Source organism: Caloramator sp. ALD01, assembly GCF_000472625.1.
GTDB classification, from domain to species: Bacteria; Bacillota; Clostridia; order Clostridiales; family Caloramatoraceae; genus Thermobrachium; species Thermobrachium proteoclasticum.
The window spans coordinates 1-12,980 of the sequence record NZ_AXAA01000042.1; the positions used below are offsets into that span (position 1 = coordinate 1).

At 32.3% G+C, this 12,980-nt stretch carries 15 protein-coding genes, 2 tRNA genes, 1 rRNA gene and 1 pseudogene; 18 read left to right on the forward strand and 1 reads right to left on the reverse strand.

Features of this window, described 5'->3' with window-relative positions; translation table 11 throughout:
* The 7 genes from A3M9_RS0111100 to A3M9_RS0111135 form a co-directional block, all read left to right on the forward strand.
* Window positions 1-271 (forward strand): 23S ribosomal RNA (locus A3M9_RS0111100); the annotation flags it as partial.
* A gap of 262 nt (window positions 272-533) precedes the next feature.
* Window positions 534-610 (forward strand) — tRNA-Asp (locus A3M9_RS0111110).
* 52 nt (window positions 611-662) lie between these two features.
* Window positions 663-746 (forward strand) — tRNA-Leu (locus A3M9_RS0111115).
* Window positions 747-1,021: 275 nt separating this feature from the next.
* Window positions 1,022-1,189 carry a XapX domain-containing protein gene (locus A3M9_RS14495; RefSeq protein ID WP_073249434.1) on the forward strand — a complete coding sequence of 56 codons (168 nt, stop codon included), beginning with the start codon at window positions 1,022-1,024 and terminating at the stop codon, window positions 1,187-1,189.
* 19 nt (window positions 1,190-1,208) lie between these two features.
* Complete coding sequence (locus A3M9_RS13810; RefSeq protein WP_035166499.1) at window positions 1,209-1,361, forward strand: XapX domain-containing protein; 153 nt, start codon at window positions 1,209-1,211, stop codon at window positions 1,359-1,361.
* A gap of 322 nt (window positions 1,362-1,683) precedes the next feature.
* Window positions 1,684-2,820: an iron-containing alcohol dehydrogenase gene (locus A3M9_RS0111130; RefSeq protein ID WP_027309283.1), complete on the forward strand. Its 1,137-nt coding sequence runs from the start codon at window positions 1,684-1,686 to the stop codon at window positions 2,818-2,820.
* Window positions 2,821-3,061: 241 nt separating this feature from the next.
* The gene (locus A3M9_RS0111135) at window positions 3,062-3,565 is read left to right on the forward strand and encodes a hypothetical protein (RefSeq protein ID WP_027309284.1); all 504 of its coding nucleotides are present in this window, start codon (window positions 3,062-3,064) and stop codon (window positions 3,563-3,565) included.
* Here the strand turns inward: A3M9_RS0111135 and A3M9_RS0111140 are convergent.
* Window positions 3,562-4,698 (reverse strand): hypothetical protein, encoded by a 1,137-nt coding sequence (locus A3M9_RS0111140; protein ID WP_027309285.1) that lies wholly within the window; start codon window positions 4,696-4,698, stop codon window positions 3,562-3,564. The two genes, A3M9_RS0111135 and A3M9_RS0111140, sit on opposite strands and share 4 nt — an antisense overlap.
* A gap of 126 nt (window positions 4,699-4,824) precedes the next feature.
* On the opposite strand from A3M9_RS0111140, the gene A3M9_RS15030 reads away from it, so the two are divergent.
* The 11 genes and pseudogenes from A3M9_RS15030 to A3M9_RS13815 form a co-directional block, all read left to right on the forward strand.
* A complete protein-coding gene (locus tag A3M9_RS15030; protein ID WP_027309286.1) occupies window positions 4,825-6,234 on the forward strand; it encodes an aminotransferase class I/II-fold pyridoxal phosphate-dependent enzyme in 1,410 nt (469 codons plus the stop codon).
* A 6-nt stretch (window positions 6,235-6,240) separates the two neighbouring features.
* A complete protein-coding gene (gene tmk, locus A3M9_RS0111150; RefSeq protein WP_027309287.1) occupies window positions 6,241-6,864 on the forward strand; it encodes a dTMP kinase in 624 nt (207 codons plus the stop codon).
* A gap of 2 nt (window positions 6,865-6,866) precedes the next feature.
* Window positions 6,867-7,196 (forward strand): cyclic-di-AMP receptor, encoded by a 330-nt coding sequence (locus A3M9_RS0111155; protein ID WP_027309288.1) that lies wholly within the window; start codon window positions 6,867-6,869, stop codon window positions 7,194-7,196.
* A gap of 12 nt (window positions 7,197-7,208) precedes the next feature.
* Window positions 7,209-8,171 carry a DNA polymerase III subunit delta' C-terminal domain-containing protein gene (locus A3M9_RS0111160; RefSeq protein ID WP_027309289.1) on the forward strand — a complete coding sequence of 321 codons (963 nt, stop codon included), beginning with the start codon at window positions 7,209-7,211 and terminating at the stop codon, window positions 8,169-8,171.
* A gap of 1 nt (window position 8,172) precedes the next feature.
* Window positions 8,173-9,081 (forward strand): stage 0 sporulation family protein, encoded by a 909-nt coding sequence (locus tag A3M9_RS0111165; protein ID WP_027309290.1) that lies wholly within the window; start codon window positions 8,173-8,175, stop codon window positions 9,079-9,081.
* An 84-nt stretch (window positions 9,082-9,165) separates the two neighbouring features.
* The gene (locus A3M9_RS0111170) at window positions 9,166-9,336 is read left to right on the forward strand and encodes a DUF362 domain-containing protein (RefSeq protein WP_018660104.1); all 171 of its coding nucleotides are present in this window, start codon (window positions 9,166-9,168) and stop codon (window positions 9,334-9,336) included.
* Between the two features lie 480 nt (window positions 9,337-9,816).
* Window positions 9,817-10,494: a cytochrome c biogenesis CcdA family protein gene (locus tag A3M9_RS0111175; protein ID WP_027309291.1), complete on the forward strand. Its 678-nt coding sequence runs from the start codon at window positions 9,817-9,819 to the stop codon at window positions 10,492-10,494.
* 1 nt (window position 10,495) lies between these two features.
* On the forward strand, window positions 10,496-11,038 hold the full coding sequence (locus A3M9_RS0111180) for a TlpA disulfide reductase family protein (RefSeq protein ID WP_027309292.1): 543 nt from the start codon (window positions 10,496-10,498) through the stop codon (window positions 11,036-11,038).
* Between the two features lie 11 nt (window positions 11,039-11,049).
* Window positions 11,050-11,781, forward strand: coding sequence for a tRNA1(Val) (adenine(37)-N6)-methyltransferase (locus A3M9_RS0111185; protein ID WP_027309293.1), 732 nt, complete (start codon window positions 11,050-11,052; stop codon window positions 11,779-11,781).
* Between the two features lie 2 nt (window positions 11,782-11,783).
* Window positions 11,784-12,623, forward strand: coding sequence for a 16S rRNA (cytidine(1402)-2'-O)-methyltransferase (gene rsmI, locus A3M9_RS0111190; RefSeq protein ID WP_027309294.1), 840 nt, complete (start codon window positions 11,784-11,786; stop codon window positions 12,621-12,623).
* A gap of 131 nt (window positions 12,624-12,754) precedes the next feature.
* Window positions 12,755-12,980, forward strand: a pseudogene (locus A3M9_RS13815) (IS5/IS1182 family transposase); the annotation flags it as partial.

Genomic DNA, 12,980 nt, shown 5'->3' on the forward strand with positions numbered 1-12,980 from the left:
AGGAAATTTGAGAGGAGCTGTCCTTAGTACGAGAGGACCGGGATGGACGAACCTCTGGTGCACCAGTTGTCACGCCAGTGGCACAGCTGGGTAGCCATGTTCGGAAGGGATAAGCGCTGAAGGCATCTAAGCGCGAAGCCCACCTCAAGATGAGATTTCCCATAGCGTAAGCTAGTAAGACCCCTGGAAGAACACCAGGTTGATAGGCCAGAGGTGTAAGCGTCGTGAGGCGTTTAGCTGACTGGTACTAATAGGTCGAGGGCTTGATCAATTTAGAAGTTAGATGTTAGAGATTAGAAGTTAGAAAAGAACTTCTTGGCTGTGCAGTTTTGAAGGAACTTGAAGTTGGAATAGTGACCCATTAGGAATACGTAAAAGGTCTAACATCCAACATCAAACTTCAAACATTTAAAATATTTGATGACAATGTTGTGGAGGAAGCACCTGTATCCATTCCGAATACGCTATTTAACTGCAGGGCCGATGGTACTGCACCGCGCGGTGTGGGAGAGTAGGTCGCTTAAAGATAGTATGGCCCAGTAGCTCAGTTGGTTAGAGTGCCGGCCTGTCACGCCGGAGGTCGAGGGTTCGAGCCCCTTCTGGGTCGCCAAATTTTATCATTGCATTTTTAAAAAATATATTATATAATAAATATGTAACGAGCGGGCGTGGCGGAATTGGCAGACGCGCTAGACTTAGGATCTAGTGCCCAGTGCGTGGGGGTTCAAGTCCCTCCGCCCGCACCATAGAAGGCTACCAATAAGGTAGCTTTTTATTTTGGCTCTTTGTCAATTGTTGGGGCGGGTATTCGATTAGAATGCCTGTCCTTTCTTGTTTGAGAGTGATTTTAGAAATATAGATTGAATTTCAGAGAGTATCCCAATCATACAATAAATACCAATAATATTTCTAAAATTTAAAATAGTATAGCACATTTTTCTATTGATTTTTGAGAATAATTTATATAGAATATAATAGCTAGGGTGGGCGGAGGGTTTATGATTGAAAGGAGAAAGGAGCATTGAAGGAGGCAAAGCTTGTAGTATTATCACTACTTACAGGAATGATTGTTGGATTTATATTTCAAAAGCTTTCCCTACCTGTACCAGCACCACCAACTATTGATGCCTTTATGGGTATCTTTGGTGTATGGCTTGGTTCAGTTGTAATTGATAAGATTTCAAAATAATTAAAGGAGGGAAAGTAAGATGATGACAATACTATTAGCAACAGTTGCAGGAATGATATTGGGTGCTCTATTTAAGAAGCTGAATTTACCACTACCAGCACCACCAACATTACCTGGTGTTGTTGGAGTTTTGGGAGTATTATTAGGCAGTATGATAGCAAAAATGTTTTAAGAGGGTGATTTTACCCTCTTTTTTATATATAAAATTCAACATAATCAGCAACATAAGTCGCCCATTTCTATAAGTGGGTGATGAATGTTGTGAAAATATATAAAATTAGAGCGAAAAACAAGCTAAAATTAGCTATGTAAATGGTATATCTGGGGAAGGAACAGTCCTTTGAGCGTGGGATAATTTGCTCCGCTTTTAGTATCGACTACAAAGCTACCACTTCTATAAGTGGTGGTAGTTCAAAAAGTTTCATTTTGGTATTATAAACCAGGATGAAACTTTTTATGTTATAATAAATAAAAATGTTATACGGGGTGGTAGGATGAAGGAACTTAAATTTCACGGGAAAAGTATTATAATAGGAGAAAATTCAATTGAATATATAAAGAACATAGAGATGAAAAAAGTATTAATTGTAACTGGCGGAAGGTCTATGTTTGACAATGGGGCTATAGATAAACTTATTGGTATCTTAAAGGAAAAAAATGTAGAAGTACATATATTTAAAGGAGTTACTAAAAACCCTACAACAGAAGTTGTTAAATTAGGAATAGAAGAAATGAAGAAGGTTAATCCTGACACTGTAATTGGTATAGGGGGAGGTTCTCCTATAGATGCAGCAAAGGCTATAACATTATTTTATGAATATGATTTAGATATAGAAAAGGTAGAGGGAACAACTTTGCCACAGATAAGGCGTAGGACAAAGTTTATTGCAATACCATCAACATCAGGGACTGGAACAGAGGTTACAAGGGCATCTGTTATAACATATAAAGAAAAAGATATAAAAATAGGTCTAAAATCAGATGCCTTTATACCAGATTATGCAATATTAGATTCTACCTTGACATATTCAATGCCAAAGGAAGTAGTTGCTGAAACAGGAATGGATGCATTAACACACGCTGTAGAATGTTATATAAACAAAAACATAGATGAGTTTACAGAAGTACTATCAGAAGGTGCAGTAAAAGGAATATTTAAATATTTAGTTTCGTCTTATAATGGAGATAAAAAGGCACGAGATAAGGTGCATAAATATCAGTGTATGGCTGGCTGTGCCTTTTCAAATGTAGGGCTTGGTATGGCCCACGGTATATCTCACGCAATAGGAGGAAAATACAATTTATCCCACGGTCTATTAAACGCAGTATGCCTACCCTATGTTCTAAAGTTTAACTCAAAGGATGAAGAGGTAAAAGAAAGGCTTAAGTATCTTTCACTTCAAATTGGAACAAAAGACTTTATAAAAGAGGTAGTAGAGCTAAACAAAAATTTAAATATACCTCTATCTTTTAAAGATTTAGGATTAGATGAAAAAGAATTTTTTCAAAATATAGATGAACTTACAGAGAATTCTTTAAAGGGTTCAACAAGGGTGAATCCTGTAAAAGTTAACTTTGATGAAATGAAGCAAATATTAAGTTGTATATTTTATGGGAATATGGACTTATAACAAACTATAAAGTATGTTGAAATATAATAATATAATGATTGTCAAACAATAGACAATCATTATATTGAGAAAAACTAAACAAAAGTGAGATAAACTATTTATAACTATAATTAAGCCTAACAGTTTTCATTAATAGCGTTTTTTAAAAGAAGGTTTGATTTTTTAGCCTCTTTTGAATGTGGCATTATTTTAAGATATGTCATATAATCTCTTTGTTAAACTTAGAGAGAAGGAGATATATATGGGGTATTTATACAGAGAAATAGTTGAGTACAAACAAAAGAGGTTTGCAAAGTTTATACTTGGTATAATAACTTTTTTATGTGTACTTAATTTTGCAGTTGTTCTAACTGATTTAAAAAAATACTTAAATAATTTTCACTATGCATTGTATCTTATAGTTTTACTTCTAATAGTCCTACAATTTAAGATATGGAAAAAATGCAACAGACGTTACAGATATCAAATAATAGATGATGAACTAATTATAGAAAGATTTGATGGAAATAGAAGAAAAGTTGAGTTAAGTATTGATATAAAGAGTATAATGAAGGTTGAGAAGGTTATAGATAAGATATGTGATGATATTGAATATAAGGAATATTGCATCTCAACCAAGAAACATAATCTATATAGAGTTATATACAAATTAGATAACAAGGTCTATAGTTTCTGTTTTGAACCAAGCACAAATTTTATAAATAAAATAAACAATATAATGAAGAAAAAGCCACTAGCAAGTTAGTGGCTTATTATTTTTGTATTTTCAATTATATCTATTCCAGTAAGTGCGAGGGAACTTGCTGCCTTTATCATTTGTTCTAATGCAAAATCCTTAATAGTTGCATCTGCAAACTCTTTTGTATAATATTCTACATTATCCTCTGTTATACCTATATAAGGATGAATACAGGGTATTTTATAGCTTATGTTTGCCATATCTAAACTTTGGCTCATAATCATAGGTCCGTGTATATCAACAATCCCCTTTTCCTTTAGATTATGGCAAAATACCTTTGAAAGTTCCTGGTGTGTTTTAAAGGGAACATATCTTGCTATTGTGTTGTTTTCAAAATCGCATCTATATATTTTTGAATAAAGCCTTGCTATATCAAGTATATCATCTTGAATAAAATCTATTAACCTGTCTTGATCTGATTTAATTAAAACCTTAACGCAGCTTTTTTCTGCTATAGAGCATACATTATCAAGACAGTCGGTTAATGTATAGTTTATGTATATGTGTTCTTTATATTTAGATTTAATTGTTTCAATATTTGTTATTGTTATTGCAGCAGGAGTTATAGGGTTTATTCCTTTATCAAAGTTTACAAGGGCAGATGATGCAGAACCTTTAAATTGTAAACTTGAAATAAGCATAGATAAAGAAGAACCACTTTCTAATGTTTTGGTATAAGGATGTGCACATAAGGCAGCATCTACATTACTAAATAGATTATTTTGAAGCATTTTTATCTTTGTAGGCTCCTTTTCCTCAGCTGGGCATCCAAAAACAGTACAGCTGCCACCAATTTCGTTTATAGCTCTTTTTAACCCTATAGCACCTAATACATTCATAGAGCATTGTATATTATGTCCATTTATATATCCTTGACCATCTACAGCGTCATATTCACAAATATATGCAATATTAGGAGCAGAGCTTCCGTACTTTGCAATGAATGCATTTTTAATATCAGGTATTTCAGTTACATTAAATCCTTCATCCTTTAGAAGCTTTATAAGTTCGTTATAGGCTATATTTTCACAATTTGAGCCATCACTTAATTTATATAATTCCCTAACAATTGAAGATATCCTTTCCTTTAAATTTTCAACATATCCAGTAACAAGTTCACGGATTATAGTTTTACTCATAATACCACTCCTCAAACTTTTTATATTATTTTTTGACATTTGTTAATAAATTATGTAATAGTATTGCTTTATTATATTTTTATATTTTTGTTATAATATATATAATAACTTAAAGGAGGAGTAAAATTGTCTTTAGTAGATGATCTATTAAAATATAAAGAGGAAGTTGACATTAGATTTCATATGCCTGGGCATAAAGGAAATACACTTAATTTCAATGAACTTGAAATTTTAAAGGAAAGTTTATTTTCAATAGATGTAACAGAGGTAGATGGAACTGATAACCTTCACGTACCAACAGGGATAATAAAACAAGCTCAGCAGAGAGCCTCTGAATTTTATGGTGCAAAACACAGCTTCTTTTTAGTTAACGGTTCAACAGCAGGAATATATAGTATGATTTTAGGACTTTTAAATCCAAAGGAGAAAATAATAATACAGAGAAATTGCCACAGGTCAGTATATTCTGCCTGTATTTTAGGGGATTTAGAAGTTGTGTATGTTAATCCTACTATAGATGAAGAATTTAACATACCTGTCTCATTAGATGTTGAAGAAATAATAGATGTAATGGATAAGAATTTAGACGCAAAGGCAATAGTTCTTACATATCCAACCTACTATGGTACCTGCTTTGATTTAGAAAAAGTAATAAAAGAGGCAAAAAAGAGGAATATTTACGTACTAATAGATTCTGCCCACGGAGCCCACTTAAAATGCTCTACATACTTACCAAAGGATCCAGTTGAACTTGGTGCAGATGCTGCAGTATACAGTCTTCATAAAACAACTCCAGCATTAACCCAGTGTTCAATCTTAAACGTAAATATAGATAACATTGATGGTATAAAATTTATGCTAAATATGTTCCAAACAACAAGTCCATCATATCTTTTAATGTCCTCTATTGATACAGCAATAGGTATAATGAATAGAAGGGGTAGGGAACTTGTAGAAAAAACAATATATTATGCAAATAAATTAAGAAATAGGCTTAATTTAATAGGTTATAAGACATTGGGCATTGAAGGGATAGGAAAGCATAAAATTAATGATATAGATGCAACAAGAATAGTTATCTTTTCTGATATAGGTGGACATAATCTAAATGAAATATTAAGAAAAAAATACAAAATACAAGTTGAGATGTCTGATGATAATAATATAGTTTTAATAGGAAGTATGTTTGACAAGGAAGATTATTATGAATATCTATATACTGCACTATTAGATATTAAAAATAAATTTATACAAGGTGAAAATAAAAGGCAGTCTTTTTTAAAGAAGGATTATAAAGTCCGAATAAATATGAGGAGGGCTTATTATAGTAAAAAAGAGAGATTACCTCTTAAAGAGGCGGTAGGTCGTATTAGTGCTGAGATGCTTGTTCCATATCCACCAGGTGTCCCTCTTCTTATGCCGGGTGAGGAAATAACTGATGATATAATAGATTTTGTAGAACAAAATAGAGGCAAAATAACCTTTAACGGAATAAGTGATGAAAATTCAGAGTATATTTTTGTTATTAAGGAGTGATGTTTTTTGAAGGGAATATTTATAACATTTGAAGGGCCAGATGGAGCAGGGAAAACAACTCAAATAAATCTACTTAAAGAGTATTTAATTTCAAAGGGATTTGATGTAGTTTTAACACGAGAACCAGGGGGAACTCCAATTGGGGAGAAGATTAGAAATGTAATTCTTGATATAGAAAATAAAGAAATGGATGATATATGTGAAGCTCTTTTATATGCAGCATCAAGGGCACAGCTTGTAAAGGAGTTTATACTTCCAAATATTGAACAAGGAAAAGTCGTTATTTGTGATAGATTTGTTGAGTCATCGATAGTTTATCAAGGTTATGCAAGGGGAATAGGTGAAGAAAAAATCGAGGCAATAAACAATATAGCAACAAGAGGATTAGTTCCAGATGCGGTTTTTCTCCTTATGCTGACACCAGAGGAGGGAATAAAGAGGAAGAAAAATTCCGGAAAACTTGACAGGTTGGAAATGGAAAAAATAGAGTTTCACAAAAAGGTATATGAAGGGTATAATAGACTAAAGGGAAAAAGAAAAAATGTCTTTGAGATTGATGCAACTTTAGACGTTAACCTTATACATAATAAGATTATAGGGATAGTTGAGAATTTATTAAGGGAGGAATAATTATGAAACTTGTAATTGCTATTGTCCACGATGAGGATTCATTTGAGCTTATAGAGGAATTGACAGACAATGGGTATAAAGTTACAAAGCTTGCGACGACAGGGGGATTTTTAAAGGCTGGTAACACTACTTTGTTAATTGGAGTTGAAAAGGAAAAGGTAGATAGTGTATTATCTATAATACAGGATGTTTGTAAAACAAGAAAGGGAGCTGTTTCTATGCCATCACCTATTGTAGGTTCAACGGGAGTGTTTGTTCCAACGCCTGTAGAAGTTACAATAGGAGGAGCAACGGTTTTTGTTCTTGATGTTGAAAGATTTGAAAGGATATAATGGAGTGATTGTATGATTAATGTTATGGGGCAGGATGCTCAAGTTGAGCTTTTTTTAAAAACAGCAGATAAAGGCATGCTTGCCCATTCGTTTATAATAACGGGTCCTGATGGTGTGGGCAAAAGCATATTTGCAAGGTTTATGGCATCATATATTTTATGCTTAGGAGAAAACAAACCCTGTGGTGTATGTTTAAATTGTGTTAGGGTGAAAAACAATAATCATCCTGATGTTATAGTAATTTCCCCTAAAAATAGTATAGGAGTAGATGACATTAGAAATCTTACTGAAAAGATAAACACAAAGCCTTACGAGGGTGATAAAAAGGTTGTAATAATAAAGGGAGCAGATTTGATAACTGTTCAGGGGCAAAATGCATTTTTAAAAACATTAGAGGAGCCACCCCTTAATACAACTATTATAATGCTTGCAGAAAATATTAATTTAATTCTTGATACAATAAAATCAAGATGCCAAATATACAAATTAAATAGAATACTAACAAGTAAGGTTAAGGAATATTTATTGAGTATAAATGTTGAAGAAAAAAAGGCGGAACTATATTCAAATTTAAGTGATGGTATTATAGGAAATGCCCTTAAAATGCTTGATAGCAAATATCAAATATTAAGGGATGAAACAATTAATATATTTTCAAGGATGGCTCAATTTAACAGTTTAGATTTTATAAAGATAGAGGACTTCTTTACAGAAAATAAAGGTAATATAGATTCTGTTTTTGATATAATAATAACTCTTCTTAGGGATATATCGGTCTTTAAAAATACACTAAGGGAAGACTACTGCTTGAATATCGATAAGATAGATGTTATAAGGAATTTAAGTGGTGTGTTTTCACACGAGAGATTAAATAAATTCTTAGAACTATTTTTAAGTGCAAAGGGTAACATAGATAAGAATGCTAATTTTCAAATGGCTATAACGGTGCTACTTTTAGATTTACAGGAGGTTTAATATGGTTACTGTAGTTGGCATAAGATTTAAAAGGGCAGGTAAAATTTATTACTTTGACCCAGACGGACTTGATATAAATAAAGGTGATTATGCAATAGTAGAAACAGCAAGAGGAATTGAGTTTGGTGAGGTTGTTATTGGAAAAAAGGAAGTAACAGAGGATGAAATAGTTGCACCTTTAAAAAAGGTGATTAGAGTTGCGACGGAGGAGGACAAATTAAAAAATCTTCAGAACAAGGCAAAGGAAGAGGATGCATTTCAAATATGCCTAAAGAAAATACAAGAACACGGTCTTCCTATGAAGCTAATTGATGTAGAATATACCTTTGACAATAACAAGGTGATATTTTACTTTGTTGCAGATGGACGAATAGACTTTAGAGAGCTTGTAAAGGATTTAGCAGCAATATTTAGGACAAGAATAGAATTAAGGCAGATAGGCGTAAGAGATGAATCTAAGATGGTTGGAGGTCTTGGCCCTTGCGGAAGACCTATGTGCTGTGCAACCTTCTTAGGTGAATTTGAACCTGTTTCTATAAAGATGGCAAAGGAACAAAACCTATCTTTAAATCCCTCTAAGATATCAGGAGTATGTGGAAGACTTATGTGTTGCTTAAACTATGAGCAGCAGACCTATGAGGAGATAAGAAAAATAACTCCTGTAGTAGGTTCGATTGTAAAAACTCCTGATGGAGAAGGAGAGGTTATGGAAAACAGCATAATAAGAGAAAGTGTTAAGGTTAAGCTAAAAACTCCAGATGATGTTGAAATTAAAACATATTCTGTACATAATATAGAACTAATCGAGGGACAATATGAACATAGAGAGATATCTGATGATGAGATTAAATCAGAAATTGAAGAATTAGAGGAATCTGATGTAGATATTAACAGCCTTTTAGAGGAATAATGGCTATATTTTGCCTAAGTAATACTTTTCAGATTAAAAAAAACGTGATAAAATAGCATTAGAAGTTTTCAGGAGGTGAAACTTATGGCATACAAGATTACTGACGCTTGCGTAAACTGTGGAGCTTGTGCTTCAGAATGTCCAGTTAACTGCATAAGCCAAGGAGATTCAATCTACGTTATTGATGCTGATGCTTGCATCGACTGCGGAAACTGTGCTAATGTTTGCCCAGTAGGAGCTCCAGTTCAAGAATAATCTACATAGTAAAAAGGCCTAACAAGGCCTTTTTATATTTGTATTCATACTATGTGTATAATAGGCAGGTATTGTTAAATACTTCAGGCTGTTTAAAAAGTTATATATTGATTAGCCCCATGAAGGATTTCTTGGGCATCGGTTCATTTCGTTAAGCAAATCTAAGCTTTTCTTTATTTAAAAAAGTCCTATCCTCGCAATGTCATCGTCCTGATGACTGCTCGGCTCGGCACATCCTGTGCCGAATTACGGACTTTTTTAAAGTCGAAAAGCAAGATTTGCTAAAACTCATGAAAGAGCCTATTGAAACCCTTCATGGGGCTAACTTTTTAAATAGCGAGATATTATTAAATACCTGCCTATTATTTTATATAATAAAAACTTTTTATAATTAAATGAATATAGATAAAGAAATATAAATATGATAATATATAGATATACCATATAAGGGTATAATAAAAGCTTTACTGGAGGTGTTGTATGGAAAGGTTATCAACTATATTGGTATTTACACAAGGGGTTTTATCCTTTTTATCTCCCTGTTTCTTACCCTTAATACCAATCTATTTAAGCTATATAACAGGGGAAGCGGCAAATAAGAAAAACACTATTATCAATACCATAGCCTTTATGATTGGTTTTACTTTAATGTTCACAAGTCTTGGTGCTCTATCGGGGAGTATAGGTAGATTTTTATTAATAAATAGGCAATTACTTAACAAAATTTTAGGTGTATTTATAGTATTTATGGGATTATTCTATTTAGGAGTAATTAAATTAGATTTTTTAAATAGAGAAGTAAAGATTGATTTTAAAATAAAAAGGGGTAGTTTAATTTCTTCCTTTTTGCTTGGAGTAAGTCTATCGCTTGGTTGGACTCCCTGTATTAGTCCTATACTATCAAGTGTTTTGATGCTTGCAGCAAGTAGACAGTCAAGTATCAAAGGAGCATATTATCTATTTGTGTATTCACTTGGGCTTTTAATACCATTTTTGATTTTTTCAATATTTATAAATAAATCCAGAGCCTTTTCAAAATTTGTTATGCAAAAGGCAAATGTAATTAAAATAGTTTCAGGGGTAATATTAATATTAACTGGTATTTTATTATTTACAGGAAAACTATATATTTTAACAAATATTTTAGGAGGTTTTTAAGATGAAAAAAATAGTTTCAATTATTTTGGTAGTTAGTATATTATTTTTATCAGGATGTTCAATAAATTCAAAGACTTCAAAGGATACGAATAAAACAAATCAAACTGAACAAGTAGAAGAAAATGTTGTGGCAAATGACAAGGCAATAGATTTTACATTAAAAAATATAGAAGGACAAGAAATAAAATTATCAGATTATAAAGGTAAAACAATTATAGTAAACTTTTTTGCAACTTGGTGTCCTCCTTGTAAGGCAGAGTTTCCAGGCTTTATTCAATTAGTTGATGAGTATAAGAATGATAGCAATGTAGTTTTTGTTTTCGTAAATGTAGGAGAAGACAAAAAAACAGTTGAGGCATTTTTAAATGAAAGGAACTACAAAATAAAACCACTTTTAGATGAAAAAACTGATGTAGCAGCATTATACCGTGTGACAGGAATACCTACAACTGTTATAATAGATAAAGAATTTAATATTGAAACTGTACACATAGGATTTATGGAAAAGAGGGATTTGAAAAATTACATTGAAGCACTAAAATAAAAGGAGGACGTATGTTAAAGACTGGTGAAAGATTGGATGATTTAGAGTTAAAGGGACTTAAAATAATACAAAATCCAAGCTATTTTTGCTTTGGAATTGACGCTGTTTTATTATCATCCTATGCGGTAGTTAGAAAGAAGGATAGGGTAGTTGATTTGGGGACAGGAACAGGTATAATACCCCTTCTTGTATATGGAAAATATGAACCAAAAGATATTGTTGGAGTGGAGATACAAAAGGATGTAGCAGATATGGCAAGAAGGAGTGTAGAATTAAACGGGCTAAGTGAAAAAATAACAATATTTGAAGGGGATATAAAAGACTGCTATAATTACATTGGAATAAATGAATATGATGTTGTTATTTCAAATCCGCCCTATAAAAAAGGAAAATCAGGTATATTAAATATGTCGGATACAAAGGCAATTTCAAGGCACGAAATTCTAATAAATATAGATGAACTTTGTTTTTCTGCTTCGAGGCTTTTAAAGGGTGGAGGACGTTTTTATATGATACATAGACCAGAGAGGTTAAAGGACATAATAATTGCATTAAATAATAACAAATTTAATCCAAAGAGGATTAGATTTGTTCATCCTAAGGTAAATAAGGCTCCTACAATGGTTCTAATTGAGGCTGTAAAATGTGGGGGAGATTTTTTAAAGATAGAAGAACCTCTTTATGTATATAATGAGGATGGAACTTATACACAAGAAATTTTAAATATATACGGAAGGTGTTAAATATGGCAGGGACACTATATTTAGTTGCAACCCCAATTGGTAATCTTGATGATATAACCTTTAGAGCTATAAAAACACTAAGGGAAGTTGATTTTATAGCAGCGGAGGATACAAGGCAGACATTAAAACTACTAAACCACTTCGAAATAAAAAAACCACTTGTTAGCTACCACGAGCATAATAAATATGAGATGGGACCTAAAATAATAAGTAGATTGTTAGAAGGTGAGAGTGTAGCTCTTGTGACGGATGCAGGAACACCAGGTATTTCAGACCCTGGTGAGGATTTGGTTAAACTTGCTATTGAAAATTATATAAATATTGTACACGTTCCAGGTGCCTCTGCCTTTTTATATGCCCTTGTGGTTTCAGGTCTTTCAACAAGAAGGTTTGTTTTTGAAGGCTTCTTAGAAAGGGAAGGAAAACAAAGAAGGGAGAGACTTGAGTCTCTAAAGAATGAAACAAGAACAATAATATTCTATGAGGCACCACATAGACTTGTAAAAACTTTAAGTGACCTATATGAATATTTTGGAGATAGAAAAATATCCCTCTGTAGAGAGCTTACAAAAAGATATGAGGAGATAGAAAGATTAAACTTATCTGAAGCTATAGAAGTTTATAAAGAAAAAGAACCAAAGGGAGAATATGTGTTAGTTTTAGAGGGAAAAAGCAAAGAGGAAATTGAAGAGGAAAAAAGACAAGAATTTAGTGATATAGATATAGGCGAACATATACAAAAATACATAGATGAAGGATTGAGCAAAAAGGATGCAATCAAGAAGGTAGCAAAGGAAAGAGGACTTAAAAAATCAGAGGTTTATAAATACACTATAGAATAAAAAAGTGCCACCCAGGTGAAATGTGACATTTTTCAAATAATATATAATGTCACATTTCACCTGGGTGGGAGACCTCCGAAAAAATATTATGGTATAATAAATATGCATAAATATTTTTTCGGAGGTCTTTTATGTTTAATAAGAACAATCAACAAATTGATATTATGACAAATATGATATATGAAAAATTAGTACCTAAAGATCATCTTCTTGTTAAAATAGATTCAATTATTGATTTTTCTTTTGTATATGATATCGTAAAAGAAAAATATAGTGAAAACAGAGGAAGAAAAGCCTATGATGCAGTTATTCTTTTTAAATTATGTTTACTTGAATACATCTATTGTCTATCAGATG

Excerpts from the sequence above, each read along its gene's own strand:
- A3M9_RS0111135 (WP_027309284.1), top strand. The coding sequence starts at position 3,062 with ATGGGGTATTTATACAGAGAAATAGTTGAGTACAAACAAAAGAGGTTT.
- A3M9_RS0111180 (WP_027309292.1), top strand. The coding sequence starts at position 10,496 with ATGAAAAAAATAGTTTCAATTATTTTGGTAGTTAGTATATTATTTTTA.
- A3M9_RS0111175 (WP_027309291.1), top strand. The coding sequence starts at position 9,817 with ATGGAAAGGTTATCAACTATATTGGTATTTACACAAGGGGTTTTATCC.
- rsmI (WP_027309294.1), top strand. The coding sequence starts at position 11,784 with ATGGCAGGGACACTATATTTAGTTGCAACCCCAATTGGTAATCTTGAT.
- A3M9_RS0111155 (WP_027309288.1), top strand. The coding sequence starts at position 6,867 with ATGAAACTTGTAATTGCTATTGTCCACGATGAGGATTCATTTGAGCTT.
- A3M9_RS0111160 (WP_027309289.1), top strand. The coding sequence starts at position 7,209 with ATGATTAATGTTATGGGGCAGGATGCTCAAGTTGAGCTTTTTTTAAAA.
- A3M9_RS0111130 (WP_027309283.1), top strand. The coding sequence starts at position 1,684 with ATGAAGGAACTTAAATTTCACGGGAAAAGTATTATAATAGGAGAAAAT.
- A3M9_RS0111140 (WP_027309285.1), bottom strand. The coding sequence starts at position 4,698 with ATGAGTAAAACTATAATCCGTGAACTTGTTACTGGATATGTTGAAAAT.
- A3M9_RS13810 (WP_035166499.1), top strand. The coding sequence starts at position 1,209 with ATGATGACAATACTATTAGCAACAGTTGCAGGAATGATATTGGGTGCT.
- A3M9_RS0111185 (WP_027309293.1), top strand. The coding sequence starts at position 11,050 with ATGTTAAAGACTGGTGAAAGATTGGATGATTTAGAGTTAAAGGGACTT.
- A3M9_RS0111165 (WP_027309290.1), top strand. The coding sequence starts at position 8,173 with ATGGTTACTGTAGTTGGCATAAGATTTAAAAGGGCAGGTAAAATTTAT.
- A3M9_RS0111170 (WP_018660104.1), top strand. The coding sequence starts at position 9,166 with ATGGCATACAAGATTACTGACGCTTGCGTAAACTGTGGAGCTTGTGCT.